Raw genomic sequence first — 26,190 nt, 5'->3', positions numbered from 1 at the left:
GCGGGTTCCCTCCGGGACGGGAGGATTCCTGTCCCGGGACGGGAGGGTTGCTGTCCCGGGACGGGAGGGTTCCCTCCGGGACGGGGGGTTCCTGTCCCGGGACGGGATTGCCTCCGAAAGCGACGGCTCCTATCCCAGGACGGGAACTCCTGTCGGGGTCAGCGCCAGGTGGGGGCACCGACCCCGGCGGCGGCGCGGAGTGGGGCGTGGGCGAATTCCGCCAGGCCCTGCTGGGGGGTGATGGTGGCGGTGAAACCCAGGGTGCGGTGGGCTTTTTCGGGGCTGGCGACTATGTGGCGGACGTCGCCGGAGCGGTAGTCGCCGGTGACGACCGGGGGTTTGCCGTGGGCGGCGGTGGCGAGGATGGTGGCCACCTCGCCGATGGTGACGGGGTGGCCGGAGGCGATGTTCAGGGGGGTGAAGGGGGCCAGGGGGTGGGTGAGGGCGGCTACATTGGCGGCGGCGATATCGCGGACGTGGACGAAATCCCTTGCCTGGCGGCCGTCTTCGAAGACGCGGGGGGATTCGCCTGCTTCCAGGGCGGAGCGGAAGATGGCGGCGACCCCGGAATACGGTGTGTCCCTCGGCATATCGTCGCCGTAGACATTGTGGTAGCGCAGCGCGGTCACGGTGGAGGCGGTCGCGGTGGCCCAGGCCAGGGCGTAATGCTCCTGCGCCACTTTGCTTGCCGCGTAGAGGCTGCGGGGGCGCAGGGCGGCGGATTCGTCGATCGGGGTCCAGTCGAGGGGTTCGCCGGTGGGAGCGCGGTGGTCGAACAGACCGCTGTCCAGGTCCGCGCGCGAGCGCGGGCCGGGAATGAAATCGATTGGGGTATCACGGTATCGGCCCTCGCCGTAGACGACCATCGACGACGCGAGCACCAGGTGGCGGCAGTGCGCGCGGTCCATGGCGGCGAGCAGGACCGCGGTGCCGAGGTCGTTGTGGGCGGCGTAGGCCGGGGCGTCCTGGGCGCTGACGCCCGCGCCGACCACGGCGGCCTGATGACAGACGGCGTCGATACCGCGCAGTACCGCGTCGAGGGCCTCGGGATCGCGGACGTCGAGGCGCCGCACCCCCGGCGGCGGGGTGGCGTCGACACCGTGTGCGGCGGGCAGCATGAGGTCGACGGCGATCACCTCGTGCCCGGCGGCGGCGAGCGCGCGGTGGATGTGCGAGCCGATGAACCCGGCCGCGCCGGTGAGCAATACCCGCATATCAGGCCCTTCCGATCGACCGGTCGCTGTGTGTGCGCGTCATGCCGTCGATTGTGGCCGCACGAACTCGCACCGGCCCGCTCGGACACGGCGTGGCGCGGATTCGTCAGCGTTTGGTCATCCCGGTCTAATCGCGCGGACGGCGCAGGTGCCGGGCGGTGTCGATATGAGTGCGGGCGAGGTACTTGCCGCCCTGCCCGTCCCGAACGGCGAGGATGTCGTCGAAGATGACAAACCCATACCCGACCAGCACCAGAATCGCGAGCTGCCCCCACGCCACCCAGACCACCCCGATGGGCGCGGTCGCGAACACCGCCGCCGCGGCGATCAGCCGCAGCCAGGGCCGCGCCAGTGCGAGCACCCATCGGAAGAGGAACTGCCCCAGGAAATACAGTGCCACTCCGCCGGAGAGTGCCAGTGCCGCGGCGGTGCTCGCGGGTTCGTTACCGTGCGCGATGGTCATGCTGATGCCCGCCGCGGCGAGAATGATGCCGACCAGCAGTGCGTAGAAGGCGTAGTCGTAGGCCGTGACCGCCGCGCGGGTGCGGTCGGCGCTGGGCAGTGATTCCAGCACGTGTTCACCGCGTTCGTCATCGATGCCGAAGAACGCCCACCACAGCACGTAGACCAGGGTGAGGCCGAGCGCGACGGTGGCGACCAGCGGAACGGTGATGTCCCGTCCGGCGAGGCCGGTGCCGATGGCCACCACGGATTCGCCCAGCGCGACAATGATCACCAGTCCGTGCCGCTCCACGAAATGGCTGACCCGCACCACGAAACCACCGCCGTGGATGATGTACGGCGAGGCGATCTGCACGCCGAAGGCCAAGGCCCACAGCAGGTATCGCGGCCAGCCGTGAATAATGCCGCCCGCCAGCACCAGTCCCGCCGAGAGCGTGTTGAACGGCGCGATGCGCAGAATCGCCGAGGAGCCCTCCGCGCCGGAGGTGGCGAACATGGCCGCGTGCACCGCGACGATCAGGATGTAGGCCAGGCCGAAGGCCAGCCCCGATCCGCCGAAGGCGCCGGGTATGGCCAGGGCCAGCACGAAGAATCCGAACATGCCGACCAGCAGCCAGGTGCGCCGGTTGGAGCTGTTCGGCGCGACTTCATTGGTGAGCCAGACATATCCGGCGTACATCCACCAGATGACGCCGAACATGAGCGCCACCTGCGCGAGCGCCTCCCAGCCGGGGTGATGGGTGAAGGCGTGCGTCAACTGGGTGATGGTGAAGACGAAGACGAGGTCGAAGAAGAGCTCCAGGGTGGAGGCGCGTACCTGGCCACCCTCGGCGGCATCCTCGGTGGCGCTGGGATAGTCGCTGGTCACGCGGGAGAGCGTAGAGGGTCGAAGCGGCATTCACCATTCCGACCAGCCGGTATATCGACATTTCTCGGGGTTGGTCTCGGGGTCGGTTCGGGTGCGAGATGGGTGCGCTACCCGATGCGCGCGGGCACCCGGATTTCCTACCGTCGACCCATGGCGGTTCGCAGGTCGCGGGTGCGGCGAATTCTCTTGATTCTCGGTGGGGTATTCCTGGCGGTGGCGCTGCTGGTCGGCGGCGGGATGACCTGGATCTACGCCGCGGCCGACGTCTCGACGGTGGGCAGGGTCGAGTTCCGGCAGGAGTTGAGCGTCCCACCGCTGGCCGACTCGACGGTCGAGGCGGACGGCACGCGGGTGTTCCAGCTCGATATGCGCTCGGGCACAAAGGAATTCCGGCCGGGTCAGGTCACCGACACCTGGGGGTTCAACGATGACTACCTCGGCCCCACACTGCGCGCGCGACGGGGTGAGCAGGTGCGGGTGCGGGTGAACAACGGGCTGACCGATGCCTCGACGGTGCATTGGCACGGCATGCACCTGCCCGCCGCCATGGACGGCGGACCGCATCAGATGGTGCGGCCCGGCGATACCTGGACACCGCAATGGAAGATCGATCAGGCGGCGGCGACGCTCTGGTATCACCCGCATCCGCACGGGGCCACCGAATCTCACGTGCGACGGGGCTTGGCGGGCATGTTCATTCTCGATGACGAGACCGGGCCGAACCGGGACCTGCCGCACACCTACGGTATCGACGATGTGCCGGTCATAGTGCAGGACGTGAAGTTCAAGGGCGCGCAATTCGACACCGGCCGTGGGCTGTTCGCCGATATCGGCGTGCTCGGGGACCGCACCATGGTGAACGGGGTGCTCGCGCCCTACCAGAACGTCGGGGACGAACTGGTGCGGTTGCGACTGCTCAATGCCTCCACGGCCAGGATCTACAATTTCGGATTCTCCGATCATCGCGACTTCACCCTGATCGGCACCGACGGCGGCGCGCCGGCGCGCCCGGAAACCCTGGGAAATATTCAGCTTTCGCCCGGTGAGCGCGCCGAGATCGTGGTGCGCTTCCAGCCGGGCGAGCGGGTGACCCTGCGCAGCGATCGGGTCGATGTGGGCCTGGACTTCTTCGGGCAGCGGTTCAGCGGCGGTGATGATCGCTTCGATGTGCTGGAATTGCGTGCGGCACAGACGCTTCGGCCCTCCCCCGCGCTGCCCGCCGTACTGCCCGCGGCGGCACTGCCCACGGTGACCGATTCGGTGCGCCAGCGGGACTTCACGCTGACCTTCGGTCAGATCAACAATCGGTCGATGGCGATGGACCGGATCGACGCCACCGTCACGCGCGGAAGCACCGAAACCTGGACCGTGCGCAATGCCGACGGGATGCCGCACAACTTCCACGTGCACGATGTGCAGTTCGCGATCGTCGAGGTGGATGGTCACGCACCGCCGCCCGCGCTGCGCGGGGCCAAGGACACCGTCTTCCTACCTCCGAACGGGACGGTGACGCTGGCGCTGCGCTTCGACGGACCCGCCGATCCGAATACGCCGTACATGTTCCACTGCCATCTGCTGTGGCATGAGGACCTGGGAATGATGGGGCAATTCGTGGTGGTCGAGCCCGGTCAGCAGGCGGGGCCGCCGCCCGCACACCAGCACTCCGGACACTGACGACCGCCGAACCCTCTTCACGCGTTCGCCGCGACCTGCGGCGACACGCTTTCTTTGGGGGGAGCGCGGCGGGGTCTTGCGCGATGGGCCGGCTCGGGCGCACAATTCATCACGTAGTGAATTCAACACTCGATGAATTGAGGGTGATCAGTGACGGCACCGAGCCCATCGCCCGCCATAGCGATCGAACACCTTCGGGTGGATCGCGGCGGACGTCAAGTCCTGCAAGATATTTCGCTGACCGTGCCGAAAGGCAGCATTACCGGACTCCTCGGGCCGTCCGGCTGCGGGAAGACCACGCTCATGCGCACCATGGTGGGGACGCAGATCATTGCCGCGGGCAGTGTGCGGGTCCTCGGCGACGCGGCCGGCTCGCCCGCGTTGCGACGCCGAGTCGGGTATGTGACCCAGGCGCCGAGCATCTACGACGATCTGACCGTCACCGACAATGTCTCGTATTTCGGTGCGCTGTACGGCTGTTCGGCCGGGGATGTCGAATCCGCCATCGCCGCGGTCGGCTTGAGCGGGCACGCCGGGAATCGCGGCAATCAGCTCTCCGGTGGTCAGCGCACCCGGGTCTCACTGGCCTGCGCCCTGGTCGCCGATCCGGAACTGCTGGTGCTGGACGAGCCCACCGTGGGCCTGGATCCCGTACTGCGCGCGGATCTTTGGGAGCAATTCCACGCACTGGCGAAACAGGGCCGCACCCTGATCGTCTCCAGCCACGTCATGGATGAGGCCGAGCACTGCGATCAGCTGCTGCTCATGCGCGAGGGGCAGCTGCTCGCTCAGCTCAGCCCCGCCGAATTGCGCGCCGACACCGGCGAATCCAGCCTCGAGAACGCCTTCCTGGCACTCATCCGAATGGGAGAGAAGTCGTGACCACCACCCTCGCACGCCCGGCCGGGCCGAAGCCGCTGCGCTGCTATGCCGCCACCACAGTGCGAATTCTGCGCCAATTGCGCGCGGACCACCGCACCGTCGCCATGATCCTGCTGGTGCCCGCACTGCTCATGACGCTGCTGTACTTCGTCTACGAGAACTATCCGGCCTTCCCCGGTCAGCCCCGGCTCTTCGACCGGGTCGGCATCACCATGCTCGGGGTGCTGCCCTTCGTGGTCATGTTCCTGATCACCGCCATCGCCATGCAGCGTGAACGGGTTTCGGGCACCCTCGAACGGCTCATGACCACCCCGCTGTCGAAGCTGGATCTGCTCGGCGGATACGGCACCGCGTTCTCCCTCGCGGCGGCGGCACAGGCGGTGATCGCGTGCGTGGTGGCGTTCTGGCTGCTCGGCCTGAACGCCGCGGGCAGTCCACTGCTGGTGGTGTTGATCGCCGTGGTCGACGCGACGCTCGGGGTGGCGCTGGGCCTGCTGGCCAGCGCCTTCGCCCGCACCGAGTTCCAGGCCGTACAGTTCATGCCCGTGATCGTGCTCCCCCAATTCTTCCTCTGCGGCCTGCTGATTCCGCGCGGCCAGCTGCCCGGCTGGCTGGAGGCCATCAGCAATGTGCTCCCGCTCAGCTATGCGGTGGACGCGTTGCAACAGGTGTCCACGCACACCGGGGTCACCGGGCTGATGTGGCGGGATCTGGCGGTGGTGGCCGGATTCGCCTGTGTCGCGCTGGGATTGGGTGCGGCGACGCTACGGCGGCGTACCGCGTGAGTGTCGAGGGCAATGCCCGGAGCGGTCGGCGACCCGGCCGCTCCGGCACCCGCGAGGCGATCCTGGACGCGGCCCGCGAGCGCTTCGCCGAGGTCGGCTTCGACCGCGCCTCGATTCGCTCCATCGCCACCGCCGCGAGCGTGGATCCCGCACTGGTGCACCACTATTTCGGCACCAAACAGGAGTTGTTCACCGCCGCACTGGAACTCCCCATCGATCCGGAGACGGTGCTGGCGCAGCTCGCCGCCGCTCCACTGGAAGAGCTGGGCGAGACCATCATTCGAGCGGTCCTCACGGTATGGGATTCCCCGGTGGGCGTCCCGGTGGTCGCCGCGTTCCGCGGCCTGCTCACCACGCACGACCCGGCGCTGGCCCGCACCTTCCTGCTCGAGGTGGTGCTGAAAGACGTTCGCACCCGCGTGGATTCACCCCCGGGCACCGGCACGAAACGCTCGGTCCTGGCCGCCTCGCAATTGGCCGGGCTGCTGGTGACCCGCAAACTGCTGCGCCTGGAACCGATCGCCTCCATGCCCATCGAGGAACTCGCGCGGGCCGTCGGCCCGAATATCCAGCGCTACCTCACCGGCGATATCGACTGACCTCGCGGCCGTGATGCGGTCGAACCACCGATGCCGCCGCGCGGCGGCGGGCCTCAGACCTGGGTGAGGAAGGCGGTGTTCTCCTCGTCCGTCACCGGGCGGGCCTCGTCGGCCAGCAGGACCGGGATGCCGTTGTCGATCGGGTAGGCGATGCGGAGGCGGGGGTTGTAGAGGACCGGGTCGCCGGTCTCGGTGCGGACCAGTTGCAGCGGGCCCTTGTCCTGCGGGCAGGCGAGCAGGCTCAGCAGGGTGGGGTCCAGGGTTTCCTCCGACATGGTCGACAACCTACCGGTCCGCCGGAGCGGGGTGGGAATCGGTTCGGCGGAAGGAGATGTGGCGGTGGCCGAAGAAGCTGGCCACGGCCACCACACCCATGACGACGACCGCGGCGGGTCGGGCGGGGGCATGCAGGACGGAGACGGCGAATTGCAGCAGGACCATATTCAGGACCATGCCCACCGAGTTGACGCCGACGAAGGCCACGAAGTCGCGGAGCAGGTGACCGCGGACCCGGAAGACCAGGGTGCGGTGCAGACCGAAGGCGATGAACACGCTCACCGTGTAGGCCAGGGCCACCGACAGGGCGGCGGCCACATCCTCGGAGACCATGCCGTTCAGGACGGTCAGCCAGACGATGGTCAGGACCATGCCCAGCAGCGTGTTGAAACCGCCGACCAGTGCGAAGGCGATCCCCTGCCGCCGCACCAGTCGAAGCAGCGGACCCGGCGTCTCGGGTTGCGGCGCTGCCGAATCCGCGACGGCGGCAACCGCTTGCGCGGCCGCCGGGTCGCGCGGGGTCATTGACTGCTCGGCGGTCACGAAACCGATTCCACCAGTTCGCGTTTCGGGTCGGGAGGCACGGGGGTGACGTCGTCGCCGCCCTCGCCGCCCTCGTCACCGCGGCGGCGGGTGCGCAGGTAGAGCCATTGCAGGACACCGATACCGAGGACCCCCGCCGCGGCGGAGCCGATGCCGATCTTCCAGCCCGGCGGACGCCAGGTGACATCGAGTTCAGCGTTCCTGGTGCCCGCCGGAATATCCACGGCGACAAAGGATTTCGCGACGGTGGTGAATGGGATGGTCTTCCCGTTCAGGGTGACGCGATAGCCGGGCCAGCCCAGGCGGGCGAAGGTGATGCGACCGCCGTTCTCCGACGACACCCGCACCACACTGCTGGTGCCCGATTCCGAGAGCGAGGTGGCCTCGACATTCGTCGCATCGCCGATGCGGCCGTTGACCGTGGAGATCGGCCCGTTGTCGCGCTCGAGCACCCAGATGTACTTCTGATGTCCGGGCACGTCGACGAAGTGCCAGCCGTCCGGGGCCGGCTGGGTCCCGGCATCGGGGAACATGGCCTTCTGCAAGACGATTCGGTCGATCAGCATGAGATCGGCGAGTACGCGCCCGGTGGTCGGCTCGGGGGTGAACATGCGCCGGTACGCGTCCGGGCAGGTGCTGCCGTCCCAGCGCATGCAGAGCATCTCGCCGAAGTAGAAGTGCCCGTTGGGCGTATACCCGTTCACGTAGTCGAGTTCGAGATCCTTGGCGTAGTTGCCCCACACCAGCGAGCCGTACGCACCGTCCAGACTCTTGTCCGCCGGTTGCAGCAGGCCGCGATCACCGAGCTGAAGGGTGGTGCCGCCGGTGAACTTCGGGAACGCCGCCTTGGCCTCCTCGCGGTTGGCGGGCAGATTCCAGGACATGGGCGTCGGCTGCACACTGCGCACCTGGAAATAGGTGATCGGGAACATGGCGAGGATGGTCAGCGCGACCGCCGCCGCGGTGCCCCGGGTGCGGCCCAGCCACACCACACCAGCCACCAGCAGCCCCACCACCACCGCGGAGAGCACATGCCAGAGCACCCGGTGCGGATCGGCGGAGAAGGTGCGCACCCACAGCAGCAGGATCAGTACGCCCGCCGCGATCCCGCGATCGCGCCAATCGCGCACCGTGCCGAAGCGGCCGAGCAGTACGCACACCAGCACCAGCAGTCCGAGTGCCAGCATGGGCAGCACGCGCGCGGGCCAGCGCAGCGGTCCGATGGTGCCGGGCCCGGCGGTCCACATGAGCATCACCATCGCGAAGATCGCGATCGAGGTGAGCTCCTTCCAATACGCCTTGGCCGCGCGCCAGTCGATGAACGCCAGCGCCGGAATCAGGAACCAGGCGATATAGACCATGGGCAGCGGCTGGACATACCCCCACCAGGAATTGAAGGCGGGCAGCGTGCTGGGCAGGCTGGCGTTCAGCGATTCCGACCACGGCACCGTGAGGAACTGGTCGTTATTGATCTGCGAGGTGCCGCGCCAGCTCACCTTGGCCGAGAGCATGCTCGGCAGGAAGGTGATCAGCCCCGCCGCGCCCGCACAGGCGGCGGCCGCGGTCAGCCGGGTCAGCGGGGCCCAGGCGGCGCGCCCGCGCCACACCAGTTCGCCCACCGCGACCGCGACCAGCATGATGGCGGCCTCGACCGCCGGGAATACGTACTGCACCGAGATGGCCAGGTACAGGTACACGAAGACCGGGATCGGGCCACCCCTACCGCGGGCATAGCGCACCGAGGAGGCCCAGGCGTGGATCATCCAGGCGGTACCGCTCATGGCGGTGAACCAGCTGGCCTCGTCGAAGAACAGGAAGAAGCCGGTGAACGGGAAGGCCACACCCGCGACCGCCGCCCACTGCGCGCGACCGCCGTAGGCCAGGCAGACGCGGTACACCCCGAGCCCGGCGATGATCGCGAAGACGAGTTTGACGATGGTGGCGTACACCGCGAGATTCGGCACCGAGGGCGCGATCAGATCGATCAGCAGCTGCGGCGGGTTGAACAGTCCCGCTTCCTCATTGGTGTAATTGCCCGACATCCACTGCTGCGGAATCAGGAACGGGAATTGGCCGTCGCGAAAGGCGCGCCCGAAGAACACCCATAGCCCGGTGTACTGCGATTCACTGTCGTCGGTATAGAAGTGGCGGGCATTGGCCAGCAGGACCGCGACATAGCCGAGGGTCACACCGATCGCGGTGACGACTCCCCAGCGGTACACCTCGCGCTTGTCCGAGCTGTCCGATGGCCCGGTTCCGGCGGTCTCCGCCACCGTCGAAAATGCACTTTCCACCACGAGTTCCAGACCCTACAGGGCGTCGCGCTCAGCGGCAGCAAGCTGTACGGCAAGAATGATGCGGTGATGATGTCGCACCCCGGAAGCCGCCACCTGCACCGTGTTAGAGTTCAGCGCGGTTCGGGCTCTGTCATTCGCCGTGGAGTTCCGGCACGCACCGTCATCGAAAGTCGATCCAGCTGATGCCGATTCCGTCTCGCCCGCTCCGGTCGCAGACCGCTCCGAGCGTCACCTCCGGTCCGAACGGACCGACGCGGGTGCACGCCGTCTCCGTCGTGGTCCCCGTCTATCGCGGACAGGACACCATCGCCGCGCTCGTCGCCGAGTTGGACAAGCTCAGCGGACCGGTGCGCACACCCGCGGGCGCGGAGTTCACGGTGAACGAGATCGTGCTCGTGCATGATCACGGACCGGATCGCTCGGATGTGGTGCTCCAGGAGTTGGAGCAGACCTATCCGCAGGTGCGGGTGGTGTGGATGAGCCGCAATTACGGTCAGGACGCCGCCACCATCGCCGGTATGGCCGCCGCCACCGGCGACTGGACCGTCACCATGGATGAGGACGGGCAGCACGATCCGGCGTTCATCGCCGACTTCCTGGACGCGGCCATGGCCCGGCGCGCCGATCTGGTCTACTCCAAACCGGTCAACACCCGCCCGCACGGCTTCCTGCGCAATATCACCTCGCGCGGCGCGAAGATCGTGCTGGCAACGATTTTCGCGTTCCCGGATTCGACCCGGTTCGAGAGCTATCGGCTGATTCGCGGCGATATCGCGCGGCAGCTGGCGCAGGTCGCCTCCAATGGCGTGTATCTGGATGTGGCGCTCACCTGGGTGGTGAGCGATGTGGCGCAGGTGCCGGTGCAGTTGCGGGCGGAAGGGCGCGAGGAGTCCGGGTACAACTACCGGCGACTGTTCTCGCTGTTCTGGAAGATGGTGCTGTGCAGCGGAACTCGCGGTCTGCGCCTGGTGAGCATGCTCGGGGTGACGCTCGCGCTGGCGGGCGTGGGGATGGCGACGTGGGTGGTCTATCACGCGCTCACCAACAGCGGCACCGATCCCGAAGGCTGGGCCTCGCTCATGACGGTACTGCTGCTGTGTTCGGGCGCGGTGCTGTTCTCGCTCGGCTTGATCGCCGAGTACCTCGGTGTGGCCTTGCACGTACTCGTGGGCAAACCGCTGTATTTGACGGTAGATTCGCCGACACCGCGACCGGTGCAACGGCATTCGCCCGACGCGGACCAGGATTTCCAGTACAGCAACGCAGGAGCGAGGGGGATCGACCCGGGTGAGCACTGATCGCATCATCTTCAGCCGTCCGTTCCGTGCCAAGGGTGAGCTGGCGAATGTGGAAGCCGTGCTGTCGTCGGATCACAGCCACGGCGACGGCCCGTTCACCGCGGCGGCCACCGCCAAACTGCGCGATATCACCGCCGCGCCGTACGCGCTGCTGACCACCTCGTGCACGCATGCGCTCGAAATGGCCGGGCTGCTGCTGGAACTCGGGCCCGATGACGAAGTGATCGTGCCGAGCTTCGCCTTCACCTCGACCGCGACCGCCATGGCATTGCGCGGCGCCACAGTGGTTTTCGCCGATATCGACCTGGCCACCGGCAATATCGATCCCGAATCGGTGGCCGCCGCGGTGACCCCGCGCACCAAGGCGGTGGTGATCATCCACTACGGCGGCGTCGGCGCGGATATGGAACGGCTGCGGCAGATCGCGGACGCGCACGGGCTGGCGCTCATCGAGGACACCGCTCACGGTCTCGGCGGCACCTGGCGCGGACAGCCGCTGGGCACCATCGGCACGGTCGGTGCGCTGAGCTTCCACGACACCAAGAACGTGCACTGCGGTGAGGGCGGCGCGCTGCTGCTCACCGATGAGATCCTCATGGCGCGTGCGGAGATCGTGCGCGAGAAGGGCACCGACCGGGCGCGCTTCCTGCGCGGCGCGGTGGACAAGTACTCCTGGCAGGACATCGGCTCGAGCTATCTGCCGAGCGAATTGAACGCCGCCGTCCTGGACGCCCAGCTCGCGGAGTTCGACACCATTCAGGCCAATCGGCATCGGGTGTGGAATCACTACGCGGCCGCGCTCCCGGAGTGGGCCGCCCGCAACGACGTTCAGCTCATGACGGTCCCCGAGGATCGCGAGCACACCGCGCACCTGTACTTCCTGCGCGTCCCCACCGAGGACCGTCGTGACGACCTGATCAGGTACCTTGGCGCACAGGGCATTTCGGCCCCGTTCCATTACATCCCGCTGGACTCCAGCCCGGCGGGCCTGAAACTGGGCCGCACCCCCACCCCCTGCGTGCGCAGCGCGGAGTTCTCCGGAACCATTGTCCGCCTTCCGCTCTGGCCCGGTCTCACCGAACAGCAGCTGAACCGCGTCGTCGAAGCCATCACCGCCTTCACCGTCTGACCGGCACGCACGACAATACCGATCGGCCGGTCACCTTCGCGGCGACCGGCCGATCGGCGTTCAGACCGCGGTCCGGCGGAAACGCAGGAGTGCCAGGGCGAACGCACGCCCGAGGGCCGGATGATCCGGCACGGCAAGACCGCCCTGCAGGAGGCCATCAGTCTCGTCGGCGGCGGCGAGGGTGCGTTCGTGGTGGGTGACGAGGGTTCCTGCTATCGCGCCCACCCGCGCATCACCTACTTCCCGATCGGGGACGCACCGCGGTTGCAAGGCCGGCTCATCTGGCGGGAGTCGCGGGAGAACGCGCGCATCAGTGCCTTCAGCGAGGCCGCGATCGAGGCGCGCCGGAGTGGCCGCCGCGGTCCGCGTTCGGGGAACCTGGTCGGCTGCTGACACCGGCCCGTGGACGAAATAGCCACGGTGCAGGTATCTCGGCTCGGCGGAACGAATCAGTTCTTGGGGCGGGCCACGAGGATGTGGCCGGGGATGGGCTTGTGGTCGACAACGTGATCCTCCACCACCAGACCGGCCGATTCCAGGGCGGCGATGACCTCGGCGACGGGGCGCAGCCGGAAGCCGAATTGGGTGAAGGGCATCTTGGCCATGCCGTCCGGATCGCCGATGCCGACCGCGACCCGGCCCTGCGGGCTGAGCACGCGGGCGAATTCCGCACAGACGCGGTCCAATTCGGGCACGAAGTAGATGGTGTTGACCGTGATCGCCGCGTCCAGGCCGGCCCTGGCGAACGGCAGTTCGGTGAGTGAGCCCGCCAGCACCTGCAATCGGCCCGCGCCGATGGCGGTCGCGAAGGTGGTCTTGGCGCGGTGCAGCATATCCGGTGAGATCTCGACACCGTGCACGGTGCCGGTGGGGCCGACCCGGTCGAGCAGCAGCGACAGGCCCACACCGCCGCCGAATCCGATATCGGCGACCGTCTCCCCCGCCGTCGGCGCGACCGCGGCCACCGCCTCGTCGATCAGGAATCGATTGACCCGATTGAGCATGAGCGCGGTGCCCTTGCCCAACAGGCCGTGCGGATTGCCGAGTTGACCGGCAACAGTGGACATCACACGTGCGGCAAGGGGATTCACCTTCCCGATGCTACCGCCGCGCGAAAAATGTCAACGGCCGCCGAGCCCAAGAATTTCGGGGATGCGGGCCCGGACCGGCGATCTCTAGACTCGTCGATACAGCGGTGATCGGCCGGACCCCCGACCCGGCCGATCGTCGTGGGCGTACTGTCCGAACGCCGCTCAGGCGAAGAGCCGCTCGGCGAGTTCCTCGGTGAGGTTCTCGTAGGACTCCGATTCCCGGTTGTACCACCAGGTTCGATCGCCCGGCGCGGGACGGCCCGCCGCCTGCACCGCTCGGGTGGAGGGCCGGAAGGTGGAGCTGCGCGGAATCTCGTCCACCACGTAGACCAGATCGGGCCGCTGATCGGGAGCCAGATCGCGCAGCGCCTCGGTGACATCCTTCGGCGACAACCGCAGTCCCGCGCGAATGCTGACCGCCGCCACCGCGAGGGTGCGATCACCGGCGGGCAGACCGTAGGCGACCTCCATATCCACCGCGGTGATGTCGTTGAGCAGATCGATGATCGGCTGGGTGTAGACCGGCCCGCGCGGAGTGTGGATCACGGTGTCGCGGCGGTCCATCAGCCAGTAGTCGCCATCGCTGTCGCGGCGGAAGAGGTTCTCCGTCGGCATCCACGCATCGCCGGGGGTGAACACCCCGCGCAGACCGCCCGCGGAGACGTCCACGGTGTCCGAGGCGGTGCCGATGAGTAGTCCGACCTCGTTCTCGGCGCAGCGGCGCGCGAAACCCGAATCCTCCACCTGGATCTCATCGGTCAGCGGGTCGTAGGCGATGAGTTCGACCTTGGCCGTGCCCGGCACCGGGCGGCCCTTGGAGCCGATCTTCGCGCCGGAGACATTGGCCAGCACCACATCTCCCTCGATGGAGGCGTAGAACTCCAGCACCCGGGCGGGGGCGAAACGCTCCTGGGTGCGCCGCCACAGACCCGCGGGCATACCCGAGCCGATGAACAACCGGATCGGATGCGGATGACCGCTGGGGAAGGTGTCGGCGTCGAGAATGTCGCGCAGCATGGTCCAGGTGTAGGTGACCACGGTGACGCCGTACCGGTGCACCTCGGCCGCGAACTGCGCCGGATCGAGCGAACGGGCCAGCGCGATCCGGCTGCCACCGGCCACCGCGCCGCCCAGGCTGACCAGCAGACCGGAGGAATGATGCAGTGGCGCAAGGCAGTACACGGTATCGCGGCGACCGAGGTCCGCGGCCGAGGCGGTGCCGAAGGCGGACAGCGCCCAGCGGTGATTGGTGACGTACTTGATATCGAAGCGGTCGCCGGTGCCGGTCACCAGAATGAACGCCAGTTCCCGGGCGAGGCCCGGATTGGGCTGATACCAGCCGGGCAGCGTGACCGCGGCGGGATCGATCTTCTCCAGATCGGTGACATCGCATCCGGCGGGGACGTCCAGGCCGCGGGCCTCACCGCCGCCGAGCACCAGAACGCGGGTGCCGGTGGCGGCCGCGTCCGGCAGGTTCTCCGGATCGGTGATCAGCAGTTTGGTTCCGGTCAGCGCGACGACCTTGGTCAATTCGCTGCGGGGCGCGAGCAATACCGCGACGGCGCCGAGCCGCGACAGCGCGGCGATGGCGACCATGGCGCTGGGCCGGGTCTCCATGACCACGCCGACCCGGGTGGCGGGCCGCACGCCGACCGAGATGAGTCCGCGCACCACATTGTCGATGCGCTGATTCACCGCGAAATGCGTGTGCACGCGATCCTCGAAAAGGAAAGCCTCCCGGTCCGGTCCGCGCCGCGCCTGTTCGGAGAGCAAGCGGCCCAGCGAGATTCGGGTATGCGGCTGGATCATGCCCAGGCGGGTCAGGCGCGGCAGGGCGCGCGCCGCCTCACCGGTCAATTCGACTGTGCCGCGCAGGGTTTGACCGGCGACCCCTTCGATGGTCTTGCTCAGGCCCGCGCCCGCCTCGGCGAGGCTGCCGACCGCGTGCATGGCGCGGGTGAGTCCGGTGCTGGGTCCCTTGCGGGCGACCTCCTGGCTCATGGGCACGATCTGCGGGGGCAGTTCGCCGCGCTTGCTCAGCCAGTTCACCCAGTCGCGCACCACCGGCCAGGTGTGCTTGGTGGCGGTGGAACCCGAGACGAGCCCGAAATGCCCTGCCACCACGCTGGCTTCGTACACCTCGGCATTGGGCGCGGCGCGCACGATACCGCGGACGGCGGCGGGCTGGCCGATATCGTCGACCTCGCCGACGAAGGCCAGGATCGGGCATTTGAGATCGGCCAGCGAAATCGGCTGGTCACGAATGACGAAGCCGCCCAGCATCATTCGATTGTGCTTGATGAACTGCCGGAGCAGATCGGTGAGCGCGGGCCCGGGATAGCCGAGCCAGCCGTCCGCCTCGAGGAAGCGGCGCTGGCGCTCCTTGGGCAGCAGGGCCTCGCGATCGTGCAGCTGGCGCAGGAAGTCGATCCGCGCCTTGGCGGTCTTGACCGGGTCCAGGGCCTGGAAGCCCAGGCGCACCATGGAATCGGTGATGGGCAGCCGGTTCAGCACATGGTCGGCCAGGAACTCCGCCGCACCCGAGGCGACGCCGTAGGGAATGCCGAACGGGATGCCCGCGACCGCGTCCACCGGACTGCCGAAGGTGACGATCGACTCCACACCGCTGCCGAGCCGGTAGGCCGCAGTCTGATATGCGAACATGCCGCCCTGCGAATAGCCCATGAGATGCACACCGCGGCCGGTCAATTCGTTGACCGTGTCGATGGCGCTGCTGACCGCCAGCACATGGTCGGCGAGATCGCGGTCCCAGCCGCCCTCCTCGGTGGTGGGTGAGCCGAAATCGACCACCCAGCAGTCGATTCCGGCGGCGTGCAGAATGCCGACCGCCCCGTCGGCGGCATTCACATCCCAGATCTCGGCGGTGACCATGATGGGCGGCACCAATACCACTACCGGACGGTCGGTTCCCTCCGCGTCCGGGAAGTAGTGCCGCAGCCGATACATGCGCTTCCGCTCGGCGATCTCGTACGGCGAGGATTCGATCTCGTGAACCAGTCCCCCGAACCGGATCACCTCGAGTCCGTTCTGGGCGGTCGCCATCAGGCGCTGCATCGGCCCCACAACGGACTTCGTATTGAATTTCACGGCTTCGCTCCCAGACATAATCTGCTCGTGACCTGCGTCATCCGCCCCAACGCGTCCAGATGAGCTTGCCATAGAGCCACCCTATCGCGTGGGCGCTGTGACCAGCACCATGCGAGCACACCCCCGGGCGCGGCGAATTCTACGAACAGCCCGGTCGGTTCAGCTATTTTTGTGAAGCTGCGAATGCCGAGATCATCGCCGGTGCCGGCCGGTCAGCACGCTGGTCGAAGACCCGGCTGAAACGCCCGCGAACGCACGATTGCGAGGCCGCGAAATCGCGACACCCCGGCGATAGCAATACACCAGACATCATGTTTATGCATTCCGCTGCGCTTACGTGATTCGTCGACCTACCATCGGTATCGCTGGAACACACTGTCGCGCTTGTCATTTCATTCAAGTGGCTAGTTTTCGCAGGCCCGGGTCGGGTCTGCTCTATCGCCGTGGACTCCACCGCTTGCCCACGCGGTGGCCCTTCGAGGTCAGGACCGCAGCATGACCATTGAATTGCCCCTCCAGACCGACAACCACCAGCGCAAGACCCTCAGTACCGCCGCCGCCAGCCAGCTGGCGCACACCACCAAATCCGAACCTCAGATGCAGGGCATCAGCTCCCGGTGGCTGACCCGCAGCCTGCCGTGGACCCAGGTCAAGGGCGGTGTGTACCGCGTCAACCGGCGTCTGACCCACACCGTCGGCAATGGCGAGGTGGAGTTCATCATCAATGGCCCGCACGCCCGGGTCATCCCCCTCGAACTCCAGGAGCTGCCGCAGCTGCGCGGCTTCGACGACGAAGAGGTGCTCTCCACCGTCTCGCAGCGCTTCGAACAGCGAGATCTGGCCCCGGGCACCGTGGTTGCCGAATTCGGCAACCCGATGGATCAGGTGCTGCTCATCGTGCACGGCAAGCTCAGCAAGATGGGCACCGGCCAATACGGTGAGACCACCAAGCTCGGCATGCTCGCGGGCGGCGACTTCTACGGTGACGAGACCCTGGTCGATCCCGATGCCATCTGGCCGGTCACCATCAAGACCGTCACCCCCACCACCATGCTGGTGCTCACCCGGCAGGCGCTCGAGCAGCTCAATGACCAGATCCCCGCGCTGGCACGGCATTTGGAGGCGGTGGCGAGCCAGGCCGCCGCCCCGCAGAACAAATACGGCGAGGCCGAGATCGTGGTCGCCTCCGGTCACTCCGGTGAGCCCCTGCTCGACGGCACCTTCGTCGACTACGACGATCAACCGCGCGAATACGAGCTCAGCCTGGGACAGAGCGTGCTGCGGGTGCACACCCGCGTCGCCGATCTGTTCAACGATCCGATGGATCAGATCGAACAGCAGCTGCGCCTGACCATCGAGGCCATGTACGAGCGGCGCGAATACGACCTGGTGAACAATCCCGACTTCGGGCTGCTGCACAACTGCGATCTCAAGCAGCGCATCTACACCGAGTCCGGCCCGCCGACCCCGGACGATATGGACGAGCTGCTCAGCATGCGGCGCGGCACCAAACTCTTTCTGGCACATCCGAAGGCGATCGCCGCGTTCGGCCGCGAATGCACCAGGCGCGGCCTCTACCCGGATCCGGTGGAGGTGGACGGCCATCGCGTGCCGGCCTGGCGCGGGGTGCCGATCTTCCCGTGCGGCAAGATCCCGGTGAGCGATACCCAGACCACCTCGATCATGGCCATGCGCACCGGCGAGAAGGATCAGGGCGTCATCGGCCTGCACCAGACCGGCATTCCGGACGAGTACGAGCCCAGCCTGAATGTGCGGTTCAAGGGGATCGACGATCAGTCGATCATCTCGTACCTCGTGAGCTGCTATTACTCGGCCGCCGTCCTGGTCCCCGACGCGCTCGGCATTCTCGACAATGTGCTGGTCGCCCGTCAGTCCGACTGATCGGAGCAGGCCATGTCGGTGCTGTCCCGCGCCGCCGCGCCGCCCGCCACCCACGAGGTGGCGGCGGCCGTCGCCGCCCTGCTGAAATCCTTCGATCCGAACGCGCCGTCCCGGCCGGTATTCCCGGAGACACCGGAAAGCCAAGGCGCACTGGATGATCCACGATTAGGCGAATCCGATGCGGCCGAGACGCATCTGTCGCCCAAACGGCTACTCGGTCCCATGGGGTTGGGGTCCGCGAGCCTACTGGTGAATCTGCCCACGCCCGACACCCTGGCGACGCCGACGCCGACGCCGCCTCGCCCCGCACCGCGCGGGGTGTGGCGCACGCCCCCGCCGTCGCGGCGACCGCATCGGGTGGAGCAGACGCCGACCGGGAACGCCACCCCGGCCCCGAAGGCGCATGCGGCGCCGCCGACCGGTGACTCGCCTTCGACCGCCGCACATCACCTTTCGCATCCGCACGCCGGTTTCGGCGCACCCTTCGAGCGGCGCGAACCGGCGCGCGGGCGAGCGATTCCGCCGCTGTACTGTCCGCCGCCGGTGCGCGACAATGCGGAACTCGGCGAGGCGGTGAATGTTGGAATCCTGGCCTGGGCCAAGGAGATCGGACTCTACGAAGGCCGCCTGGATGAACTCCGCAAGGCGGCTTTCGGGCGGTTGATCATGCTCGCGCATCCGGACTGCGATGATGCGGACCGGCTGCTGGCCGCGGCCAAATGCGCCGTCTCGGAATGGTCGGTGGACGACTACTACTGCGAGGAGGACGCCGGCGATATCGCCCCGGACGACTCACACTCCAGCGCCGAGGCGGAGCTGGGGCCCCGGCTCGAACTGGCCGCCGCGGCAATGGATCCGGTGCACCTGCCGATCCGGTACCGGGTCCGGGTGGAGGCCGCCATGCAGAGCGATCCGATTCTGCGGGCCTTCCGGACCTCCTTCGAACACCTGTCACAGTTCGCCTCCCCTACCCAGGTCGCCCGGTTGCGCACCGAGATCGCGGGCTGGTTCATCGCACTCGGCGCGGAGGCGGGCTGGCGGGGGCGGGGCGCATGCCCCCGGTGTGGGAGTACCTGCTCAATCGCCAACCGCACAGCTTCCTGCCGTGCATGGCGCCCGTGGACACGGTCGGCGGCTACGAACTGCCCGCCGCGGAGTACACCGATCCGCGGGTGCGGCGGGTGGTCACCACCGCGGCGCTGGCCAGTCAGATGGTGAACGATCTCTACTCGATGGCTCGTGAAGACCTCTCCGGCGGAAGGGAATTCAATCTCCCCACGGTGCTGGCGGCCGAGGAGAAGTGCTCCCGCGCCGATGCCGTGCAACGCACCGCCGAAGTGCACGACGAACCGGTGCACCGGTTCGAGGCCGAGGCGGGTGCGCTCGCCGCCACCGGCTCCCCCTAACTGCGCCGCTTCCTCGGCGGGCTCTGGGCCTGGATGGGCGGAAATCGCGCCTGGCACGCCGACAGCCGCCGCTATAGCGAAACACCCTGAGCTCCAAGGTTTTTCGACTCTTCATCTGCACTCACCAAGCGAGAGGACGAGCTGCCATGACCGCGCTGCACCCCGAGACCGACGTCCTGCGCACCGAGTATCAGAAATCGGTCGCCGCGTACTGGAACAACAATCCCAATGACGCCCGCGTCAATACCGTGCTCGGAGAGGTGGACGGGCTCTACCACCATCACTACGGCATCGGCGCGCCCGATCTGTCGGTTCTGGAAGGTCCGGAGGACACCCGCCAGGAGCGCCTGGTGAAGGAATTGCACCGGCTCGAGACCGCGCAGGCCGATCTGCTGCTCGACCATCTCGGCGATATCGGCCCGGACGACCGGCTGATGGACGGCGGCTCCGGGCGCGGCGGCACCAGTTTCATGGCCAATCAGCGCTTCGGCTGCCGGATGGACGGCGTCACCATCTCCGAATACCAGGCCGGATTGGCCAATGATCAGGCCCGTGATCGCGGTGCCGCCGACAAGGTGCGGTTCCACTTCGAGAACATGCTCGACACCGGATTCGAATCCGGCGTCATGCGCGGCATCTGGACCAATGAGACCACCATGTACGTGGATCTCTACGAACTCTTCGCCGAGTTCTCCCGGCTGCTGAAGCCCGGCGGGCGCTATGTCTGCATCACCGGCTGTTCCAATGACGTGTTCGGCGCCCGCTCGGCCTCGGTGAGCTGGATCGACGCGCGCTACGGCTGCAATATCCATCCGCGCAGCGAATACTTCAAGGCTATGGCCGCGAATAATCTGGTCCCGGTCTCGGTCACCGACCTGACCCCGGACACCATTCCGTACTGGGAGCTGCGCACCCACTCCGAGCTGGCCACCGGCGTGGAAGAGCCCTTCCTGACCTCCTACGGGGAGGGCAGCTTCCAATACCTGATGATCGCCGCCGATAAGGTGGGCCGGTGACCGGCACTCTCGACACTCCCGACGCCTCGGCGGCCGCCGATCGCGAAACCCTGCTCGTCGAGCTGGTGGACGAGCACGGTCGCGCGACCGGATCGCTGCCGGTGGCGGCGGCCCACACCGCGCCCGGACAGCTGCACCGGGCCTTCTCGGTACTGCTCTTCGACGACAGCGGGCAGGTGCTGCTGCAGCAGCGCGCGGGCGTCAAAACGCGCTTCCCGCTGCTGTGGACGAACACCTGCTGCGGACATCCCGCGCCCGGCCAGTCGGTCCTGGACGCCGCGGCCACACGGCTGCGCGAGGAGATGGGCCTGTCCGTCGAGCTGGCCGAGGCCGGCACCTTCAGCTACCAGGCCGTCGATCCGGCCACCGGTCGCGTCGAGTACGAATTCGATCACGTGGTGCTGGGCCGGGTGGAAGACGAAGTGCCCGAGCCGAATCCGGCCGAGGTCGCGGAAACCATGTGGGTGAGCATCGAAGAGCTGCGCACCGCCATGTCCGCGGTCCCCGCCGGATACACCCCCTGGCTGGCTCAGGTCCTCGATATCGCCGAGCGCAACCACTGCTGAGCCCGATCCCCCAGCGGTGGATGACCATCGCTGGGGCGCACGGGTTTTCGTCAGACCTTCATGGCGAAGCGGGAGCGTTTGGCCAGGGCGTAGTAGATGACCAGGGCCAGGCCGCAGCCGATGAACCAGCTGTACTGGGCGGCGGTGTACATGCCGGTGACATCCTTGGCCAGCACCGGGAAGACCGCCGCGGCCGCGCCGACAATGGTGGCGATCACCGCGACCGGGTTGAAACCCTTTCTGTACCAGTAGCTTCCGGTCGGCGACAGGGTGAACAGATCGTCGACGTTGATGGTGCGGTCGCGAATCAGGTAGTAGTCGGCGATCAGCACGCCGAACAGCGGGCCGATGAACGCGCCCAGCACCTCGAGGGTGTAGTGGATGACATCGGGATTGTTGTAGAGGTTCCAGGGCGTGATGATGATGGAGCCGACCGCCGCGATCATGCCGCCCATCCGCCAGCTGATCTTCTGCGGGCTCACATGGGAGAAATCGAAGGCCGGGGAGATGAAGTTGGCGACGATATTGATGCCGACCGTGGCAATGGTGAAGGTCAACGCGCCCAACACGATCGCGAAGGTCGAGTCGATCCGCGAGACCGTCTCCACCGGATCGGTGATGAGCTCGCCGTACACCGGAATCGTCAGCGAGGCGGTGATGACGACCAGCAGCGAGAACGCCAGGAAGTTGACCGGCAGGCCGAGCAGATTGCCGCGCTTGACCGCCCGCATCGATTTCGCGTAGCGGGAGAAGTCGCCGAAGTTCAGCATCGGGCCGCAGAAGTACGACACCACCAGCGCGATCGCGCCCAGGATCACCGGCAGGGCATCCCAGCCGTGGTATTTCACCGAGCCCAGTTGCAGGTCGATCGAGCCCCATCCCGCCTTGTAGATCAGGTAGCCGCAGAGGATGAACATCACGACATACACCGCGGGACCGCAGAAGTCGATGAACCGGCGAATGGACTCCATGCCCTGCCAGAACACCGCGGCCTGCACCACCCACAGCACCAGGTACGCGCCCCAGCCCAGCAGGGACAGGCCGAGGAACCCGTAGTCCTCGGCCACCGCGTACGGGGCCAGGCTCGGAAAGAGCTTCACCGCGACGACTATCAGCGCCGCCGAGGCCAGATACGTTTGGATGCCGTACCAGGCGACCGCTATCAGACCGCGAATGATCGCCGGGATATTCGCCCCGCGCACACCGAAGGCGCTGCGGCACATGACCGGATACGGGACGCCCGCGCGCTGGCTGGGCGCGGCGACCAGATTACACAGGAAGTACACGATGGTGATGCCGATGAGCAGGGCCGCGAGCACCTGCCAGCCGGCCAGGCCGAGTGCGAAGAGGCTCCCGGCGGTGACATAGCCGCCGACGCTGTGCACGTCCGACATCCAGAAGGCGAAGATATGGTAAGAGCCCCAGCGTTGTTCGCGCAGGGGGGCCAGGTCGTCATTGGTGAGGGCGGGGTCGTAGACTGGGGCCGTCACGGGCGGTGAGTCCGCCGGGGTGGCGGGGGTGACGATATCGGTCATGGTGCATCCGATCCGGAGAGCAATGGTCGGACCAAAGTAGGAACGGGCTATTGCCCTTCCGTTGCACCTCTATTGCCCGCTCATTGCGGGATCGATATATCTTCCTGGGGCATCAGCAGGCCGATATCGGCTGGCAGCGTGGAGATCACCTGCTCCAGCCGATCGTGGTGTCGCCGCGCGATAGCGAGCAGACGATCGATATCGCGATTCAGGAAGGCATCCAGCATCAGGTTGTGATCGCCGTGCAGGCGTTGCCGGTCCCCCTGGGACACATGGACCATGGGCTGGACGGGTTCGGTGACATTCCAGGCGGCCTCCAGCATGTGCACCAGCCGGAACATGCGCGAGGGCCGGGTCAGCGCGAGATGGAAGGTGCGCGAATGCCGGTGGTAAGCCACCGAATCGTCCTCGTGAATCGCCTTCTCCAGCAGGGTGTTCGCGGCGATCAGGGCGGCGCGGTCGTCGGCGCGGGCGTTGACGGCGGCCAGGGCAAGCGCGGCCTCCTCCAAAGTCTGTCGCACCACGTACATTTCGCGGAGTTCGGCGGCGGTCAACTGTGCGACGGTGTATCCGGCGTGCTGTTCATGGGTGACCAGGTTCTCGCCGATGAGGGTTTTGAGCGCCTCGCGGACCGGAATATGGCTGACGCCGAAGAGTTCCGCGATCTCGCGCAGCGGAATCACAGTGCCGGGCGGGGCCGCGCCATCGAGGATGACCCGGCGCAATTCACCGAGAATGATCTGCGGCCGACCCGGTTGGTCGACCACCAGCGTGGCCAGCAGGGCGGAGCGTCGGCGTGGAGGCATAGCGCCACGCTATGTTTCCCGTGTTCACTTTCTCGGTCGGCTGTGTCACAACCGTGAAAAGTCGGGCGGCCCCCCGGGTGTTCCTACATCAAGGTGGCGGAGAGCTTTCCGGGGCCGGTCTTCACGCCCGTGCCGTTCACACAGCCCATCACCATCTCGGGTTCCGTCATTTCGTAGGTGGCGACCACCCGGACGCGGCTGCCCTTGCCGTAGCCGTCGATGACGTCCATGGGGGCCGATGGTGGGCTGGGACATGCCGACCGGCCACGGGCCCCACAGGGTGCTGACTTCGCCGTTATCCCAGGTGATGGTGACCGTGAGCGGGCCGTCGGCGGGGTGCATGCAGTCGGACCAGGCGATGTGGACGCCGGTGAAGGTGCCGCCGGAGATATTCGCCGGGCCGGTGCAGTCCCAGAGGCGGCCGACCGAGGTGAAGGTCAGCAGGGCGGGCCGCATGGTGATCGCGCCGTCGGCGGCGGTCCAGCGGAAGTCGCCGCCCGCGCAGCTGGAGATGGCGGCCGCGGCGGTCGGGGTGCCGCCCAGGGCGTGAGGCTCATCGCGGAGGCGATGGCGGCGGTCGCGAGCAGCTGCCCTGCTTTGGACACGGGTTTCCTCTGCCACTGCTCTGGTTGCTCACTGCTCTGATCGCTCGCTGCTCTGGTTGCTCACTGCTCTGATCGCTCACGGCGCTGATTGCTCACGCCTCGGATTGGTCACCGCTCTGATCGCATCGGCCCAGGTCAGCGCGATTCGTCAGAAAGATAGCGCGCGCGGTGGCCAGGGACCGGGCTTTCGAACCACGCGCGGTCCACACGCGTGGCGGCGCGATTCCCGGTGCCGGCCCGAGCGATACGCGACAGTTCCGCTGTCAGCTGGCAGCATGGCCGCCATGGACCTGATCGCGCGGATAGATGCGGCGGCGACCCTGCTGGCACCGGTGATTCGCCGGACCCCGGTGGTGGCCTCGCGGGTACTGGCCGAACGCACCGGACATGGGGTGTGGCTCAAATGCGAGAACCTGCAGCGCACCGGATCGTTCAAGCCGCGCGGCGCGTACAACCGGATCGCGAATCTGCCCGAGGCCGAACGGCGTCGCGGTGTGGTGGCGGCGAGCGCGGGCAATCACGCCCAGGGCGTGGCGTGGTCGGCGACCTCGCTCGGTATCGAGTCGACGGTGTTCATGCCGGTGGGCGCGGCGCTGCCGAAGTTGGTGGCCACCAGAGCATATGGCGCGACGGTCCATCAGGTCGGCGATACCATCGATGAATCTCTCGCCGCCGCAAGGGAATTCGCGGAGCAGACCGGGGCAACGCTGGTGCATCCGTTCGACCATCCCGATATCGTGGCCGGGCAGGGCACGATCGCGCTCGAGATCCTGGAGCAGTTGCCCGATGTCGGCACCGTTATCGTGCCCACAGGCGGTGGCGGGCTACTGGCCGGAATCGCCGGTGCGCTAAGGCAATTGGCCCCGCAGGTGCGGGTGATCGGGGTGCAGGCGCAGGGCGCGGCGGCCTGGCCGGTGTCGATCGAGGCGGGTAAACCCATTCGGCTGGAACAGATGACGACCATGGCCGACGGTATCGCCGTCGGACTGCCGGGCGAGGTGCCGTTCGGGCACATCATCGAATGCGCGCCGAGCATTGTCACCGTGGATGAGGACGCCCTGTCCAAGGCGCTGCTGCTCTGTATGGAACGCGCCAAACTGATTGTCGAACCGGCCGGGGCGGCGGCGGTGGCCGCGCTCATGGCGTGTGAGCTCGCCGAGCTGGACCTGCGAGGTCCGGTGTGCGCCATACTCTCCGGCGGCAATATCGATCCGCTGCTGTTGACCCGCGTCATCGGCCACGGTCTGAGCGCGGCGGGCCGCTACCTTGCCGCCCGGGTGACCATTTCCGACCGTCCGGGCAGCCTCGGCAGCCTGCTCGCCGAACTCGGCCGCAGTGGTGCGAGCGTCCTGGACGTGGTCCATTCCCGCACCGGCGCGTGGCTCGCCATCGACGAAGTCGAGGTCATGCTCACCCTGGAAACGCGCGGCCCCGTGCATCGCGACGAAGTGATCGACGCCCTCGCCGAAGCGGGATACGTACTGCGCGTGGAGGATTGAGCTCCAGATGGCGGCCTCGACCGGGTCGCCACCCCGCGGTCGCGGCGCAGTCTCAGTGCGCCCCACCCAGTTCCAGCGCCAGCACCCCCGCGATCACCAGCCCGATCCCGCCCACCTGCACCAGGGTCAACTTCTGGTCCAGGAACAGCGCCCCGATCACCGAGACCGCCACCACGCCCACCGCGGACCAGATGCCGTAGGCGACTCCGATCGCCATCCCGCGTTTGAGCGCCTGCGACAGGAACCAGAACGCCGCCCCGTATCCGAGCACCACGATGATCGACGGAACCAGCTTGCTGAACCCGTCGGAGATCTTCAGCGACACCGTGGCGCTCACTTCGCAGGCAATGGCCAATCCGAGCAGCAGCAAGGTCATGGCCGGAGCGTAACGGGCCGGGCGGTCCGCACCGGAAGCACACTCCGGGAAAAGGGGATGCACAATGCGCCGCCGTCTGGTTAACCTGGTCCGCATGTGGATGCCACCGCACTTCTGAGCGCTTCGCGCCACGCACCCGTGAGCTCCAGTCTCCGCGTGCCCGCGCGCGCCGTCCGGCACTGAACGCCGAATTCCGTCGCACTGCGACATATACCCGTACTGACCCACCGCTTCCGGTGAGTCGGTCACGCAT

General features: G+C 67.4%; 23 protein-coding genes and 1 pseudogene. 13 read left to right on the top strand and 11 right to left on the bottom strand.

What is annotated here, in order from left to right; translation table 11 throughout:
- Window positions 1-158 precede the first annotated feature (158 nt).
- Together NA10_RS22225 and NA10_RS22220 are read right to left on the bottom strand one after the other, a co-directional pair.
- Window positions 159-1,214, bottom strand: a complete 1,056-nt coding sequence (locus NA10_RS22225; protein WP_067571025.1) for an NAD-dependent epimerase/dehydratase family protein — start codon at window positions 1,212-1,214, stop codon at window positions 159-161.
- A gap of 127 nt (window positions 1,215-1,341) precedes the next feature.
- Window positions 1,342-2,544 carry a low temperature requirement protein A gene (locus NA10_RS22220; RefSeq protein ID WP_067571023.1) on the bottom strand — a complete coding sequence of 401 codons (1,203 nt, stop codon included), beginning with the start codon at window positions 2,542-2,544 and terminating at the stop codon, window positions 1,342-1,344.
- Between the two features lie 150 nt (window positions 2,545-2,694).
- Between NA10_RS22220 and NA10_RS22215 the strand changes: the two genes are divergently transcribed.
- The 4 genes from NA10_RS22215 to NA10_RS22200 all read left to right on the top strand — a co-directional run bounded on the left by NA10_RS22215 (window position 2,695) and on the right by NA10_RS22200 (window position 6,484).
- The gene (locus tag NA10_RS22215; RefSeq protein WP_067571065.1) at window positions 2,695-4,218 is read left to right on the top strand and encodes a multicopper oxidase family protein; all 1,524 of its coding nucleotides are present in this window, start codon (window positions 2,695-2,697) and stop codon (window positions 4,216-4,218) included.
- 150 nt (window positions 4,219-4,368) lie between these two features.
- Window positions 4,369-5,100 carry an ABC transporter ATP-binding protein gene (locus tag NA10_RS22210; RefSeq protein WP_067571021.1) on the top strand — a complete coding sequence of 244 codons (732 nt, stop codon included), beginning with the start codon at window positions 4,369-4,371 and terminating at the stop codon, window positions 5,098-5,100.
- Complete coding sequence (locus tag NA10_RS22205; protein WP_084515117.1) at window positions 5,097-5,885, top strand: ABC transporter permease; 789 nt, start codon at window positions 5,097-5,099, stop codon at window positions 5,883-5,885. Before NA10_RS22210 ends, NA10_RS22205 begins: the two co-directional genes overlap by 4 nt.
- Window positions 5,882-6,484, top strand: a complete 603-nt coding sequence (locus NA10_RS22200) for a TetR/AcrR family transcriptional regulator (protein WP_067571019.1) — start codon at window positions 5,882-5,884, stop codon at window positions 6,482-6,484. The genes NA10_RS22205 and NA10_RS22200 overlap by 4 nt, the downstream gene beginning before the upstream one ends.
- A gap of 53 nt (window positions 6,485-6,537) precedes the next feature.
- On the opposite strand, the gene NA10_RS22195 is transcribed toward NA10_RS22200, so the two are convergent.
- Genes NA10_RS22195 through NA10_RS22185 form a run of 3 tightly spaced genes read right to left on the bottom strand, consistent with a single transcriptional unit; the run spans window position 6,538 to window position 9,525 of the window.
- Window positions 6,538-6,759, bottom strand: coding sequence for a Trm112 family protein (locus NA10_RS22195; protein WP_067571061.1), 222 nt, complete (start codon window positions 6,757-6,759; stop codon window positions 6,538-6,540).
- Between the two features lie 10 nt (window positions 6,760-6,769).
- The gene (locus tag NA10_RS22190) at window positions 6,770-7,303 is read right to left on the bottom strand and encodes a GtrA family protein (protein WP_245677647.1); all 534 of its coding nucleotides are present in this window, start codon (window positions 7,301-7,303) and stop codon (window positions 6,770-6,772) included.
- The gene (locus NA10_RS22185) at window positions 7,300-9,525 is read right to left on the bottom strand and encodes a hypothetical protein (RefSeq protein WP_067571058.1); all 2,226 of its coding nucleotides are present in this window, start codon (window positions 9,523-9,525) and stop codon (window positions 7,300-7,302) included. The genes NA10_RS22190 and NA10_RS22185 overlap by 4 nt, the downstream gene beginning before the upstream one ends.
- 332 nt (window positions 9,526-9,857) lie before the next feature.
- Here NA10_RS22185 and NA10_RS22180 point away from each other — a divergent pair, with 332 nt between their 5' ends.
- From NA10_RS22180 to NA10_RS22170, 3 genes are all read left to right on the top strand, one after another.
- On the top strand, window positions 9,858-10,898 hold the full coding sequence (locus NA10_RS22180; protein ID WP_084515124.1) for a glycosyltransferase: 1,041 nt from the start codon (window positions 9,858-9,860) through the stop codon (window positions 10,896-10,898).
- Window positions 10,888-12,027, top strand: a complete 1,140-nt coding sequence (gene rffA / locus NA10_RS22175; protein ID WP_067571015.1) for a dTDP-4-amino-4,6-dideoxygalactose transaminase — start codon at window positions 10,888-10,890, stop codon at window positions 12,025-12,027. The genes NA10_RS22180 and rffA overlap by 11 nt, the downstream gene beginning before the upstream one ends.
- A gap of 120 nt (window positions 12,028-12,147) precedes the next feature.
- Window positions 12,148-12,420 (top strand): hypothetical protein, encoded by a 273-nt coding sequence (locus tag NA10_RS22170; protein ID WP_067571013.1) that lies wholly within the window; start codon window positions 12,148-12,150, stop codon window positions 12,418-12,420.
- A gap of 56 nt (window positions 12,421-12,476) precedes the next feature.
- On the opposite strand, the gene NA10_RS22165 is transcribed toward NA10_RS22170, so the two are convergent.
- A complete protein-coding gene (locus NA10_RS22165) occupies window positions 12,477-13,118 on the bottom strand; it encodes a methyltransferase domain-containing protein (RefSeq protein ID WP_245677646.1) in 642 nt (213 codons plus the stop codon).
- A 162-nt stretch (window positions 13,119-13,280) separates the two neighbouring features.
- The gene (locus tag NA10_RS22160; RefSeq protein ID WP_067571008.1) at window positions 13,281-16,244 is read right to left on the bottom strand and encodes an AMP-binding protein; all 2,964 of its coding nucleotides are present in this window, start codon (window positions 16,242-16,244) and stop codon (window positions 13,281-13,283) included.
- Between the two features lie 477 nt (window positions 16,245-16,721).
- On the opposite strand from NA10_RS22160, the gene NA10_RS22155 reads away from it, so the two are divergent.
- From NA10_RS22155 to idi, 4 genes and pseudogenes are all read left to right on the top strand, one after another.
- Window positions 16,722-18,128, top strand: a complete 1,407-nt coding sequence (locus NA10_RS22155) for a family 2B encapsulin nanocompartment shell protein (protein ID WP_067571006.1) — start codon at window positions 16,722-16,724, stop codon at window positions 18,126-18,128.
- 12 nt (window positions 18,129-18,140) lie between these two features.
- Window positions 18,141-19,534, top strand: a pseudogene (locus NA10_RS22150) (family 2 encapsulin nanocompartment cargo protein terpene cyclase).
- 146 nt (window positions 19,535-19,680) lie between these two features.
- On the top strand, window positions 19,681-20,550 hold the full coding sequence (locus NA10_RS22145; protein WP_067571004.1) for a geranyl diphosphate 2-C-methyltransferase: 870 nt from the start codon (window positions 19,681-19,683) through the stop codon (window positions 20,548-20,550).
- Entirely contained in the window at window positions 20,547-21,116 is a 570-nt protein-coding gene (gene idi / locus NA10_RS22140) for an isopentenyl-diphosphate Delta-isomerase (RefSeq protein WP_245677643.1), read from the top strand. Before NA10_RS22145 ends, idi begins: the two co-directional genes overlap by 4 nt.
- Window positions 21,117-21,166: 50 nt before the next feature.
- Here the strand turns inward: idi and NA10_RS22135 are convergent, their stop codons facing one another.
- From NA10_RS22135 to NA10_RS36975, 3 genes are all read right to left on the bottom strand, one after another.
- Window positions 21,167-22,651, bottom strand: a complete 1,485-nt coding sequence (locus NA10_RS22135; RefSeq protein WP_067571001.1) for an NCS1 family nucleobase:cation symporter-1 — start codon at window positions 22,649-22,651, stop codon at window positions 21,167-21,169.
- An 80-nt stretch (window positions 22,652-22,731) separates the two neighbouring features.
- Window positions 22,732-23,457, bottom strand: coding sequence for a GntR family transcriptional regulator (locus NA10_RS22130; RefSeq protein ID WP_067570999.1), 726 nt, complete (start codon window positions 23,455-23,457; stop codon window positions 22,732-22,734).
- A gap of 83 nt (window positions 23,458-23,540) precedes the next feature.
- The gene (locus NA10_RS36975) at window positions 23,541-23,687 is read right to left on the bottom strand and encodes a hypothetical protein (RefSeq protein ID WP_157556674.1); all 147 of its coding nucleotides are present in this window, start codon (window positions 23,685-23,687) and stop codon (window positions 23,541-23,543) included.
- Between the two features lie 110 nt (window positions 23,688-23,797).
- Here NA10_RS36975 and NA10_RS22125 point away from each other — a divergent pair, with 110 nt between their 5' ends.
- Together NA10_RS22125 and ilvA are read left to right on the top strand one after the other, a co-directional pair.
- Complete coding sequence (locus NA10_RS22125; protein ID WP_157556673.1) at window positions 23,798-24,007, top strand: hypothetical protein; 210 nt, start codon at window positions 23,798-23,800, stop codon at window positions 24,005-24,007.
- Between the two features lie 330 nt (window positions 24,008-24,337).
- Window positions 24,338-25,561, top strand: a complete 1,224-nt coding sequence (gene ilvA, locus NA10_RS22120; protein WP_373862401.1) for a threonine ammonia-lyase — start codon at window positions 24,338-24,340, stop codon at window positions 25,559-25,561.
- 52 nt (window positions 25,562-25,613) lie between these two features.
- On the opposite strand, the gene NA10_RS22115 is transcribed toward ilvA, so the two are convergent.
- Window positions 25,614-25,937, bottom strand: a complete 324-nt coding sequence (locus NA10_RS22115; protein ID WP_067570995.1) for a DMT family transporter — start codon at window positions 25,935-25,937, stop codon at window positions 25,614-25,616.
- Window positions 25,938-26,190: the final 253 nt, after the last annotated feature.

Origin of the sequence: Nocardia acidivorans NBRC 108247 (assembly GCF_001625085.1) — a bacterium.
Taxonomy (GTDB): domain Bacteria; phylum Actinomycetota; class Actinomycetes; order Mycobacteriales; family Mycobacteriaceae; genus Nocardia; species Nocardia acidivorans.
Note: the sequence above shows the minus strand (reverse complement) of the source record. Positions and strands in the feature narration are given on the sequence as shown.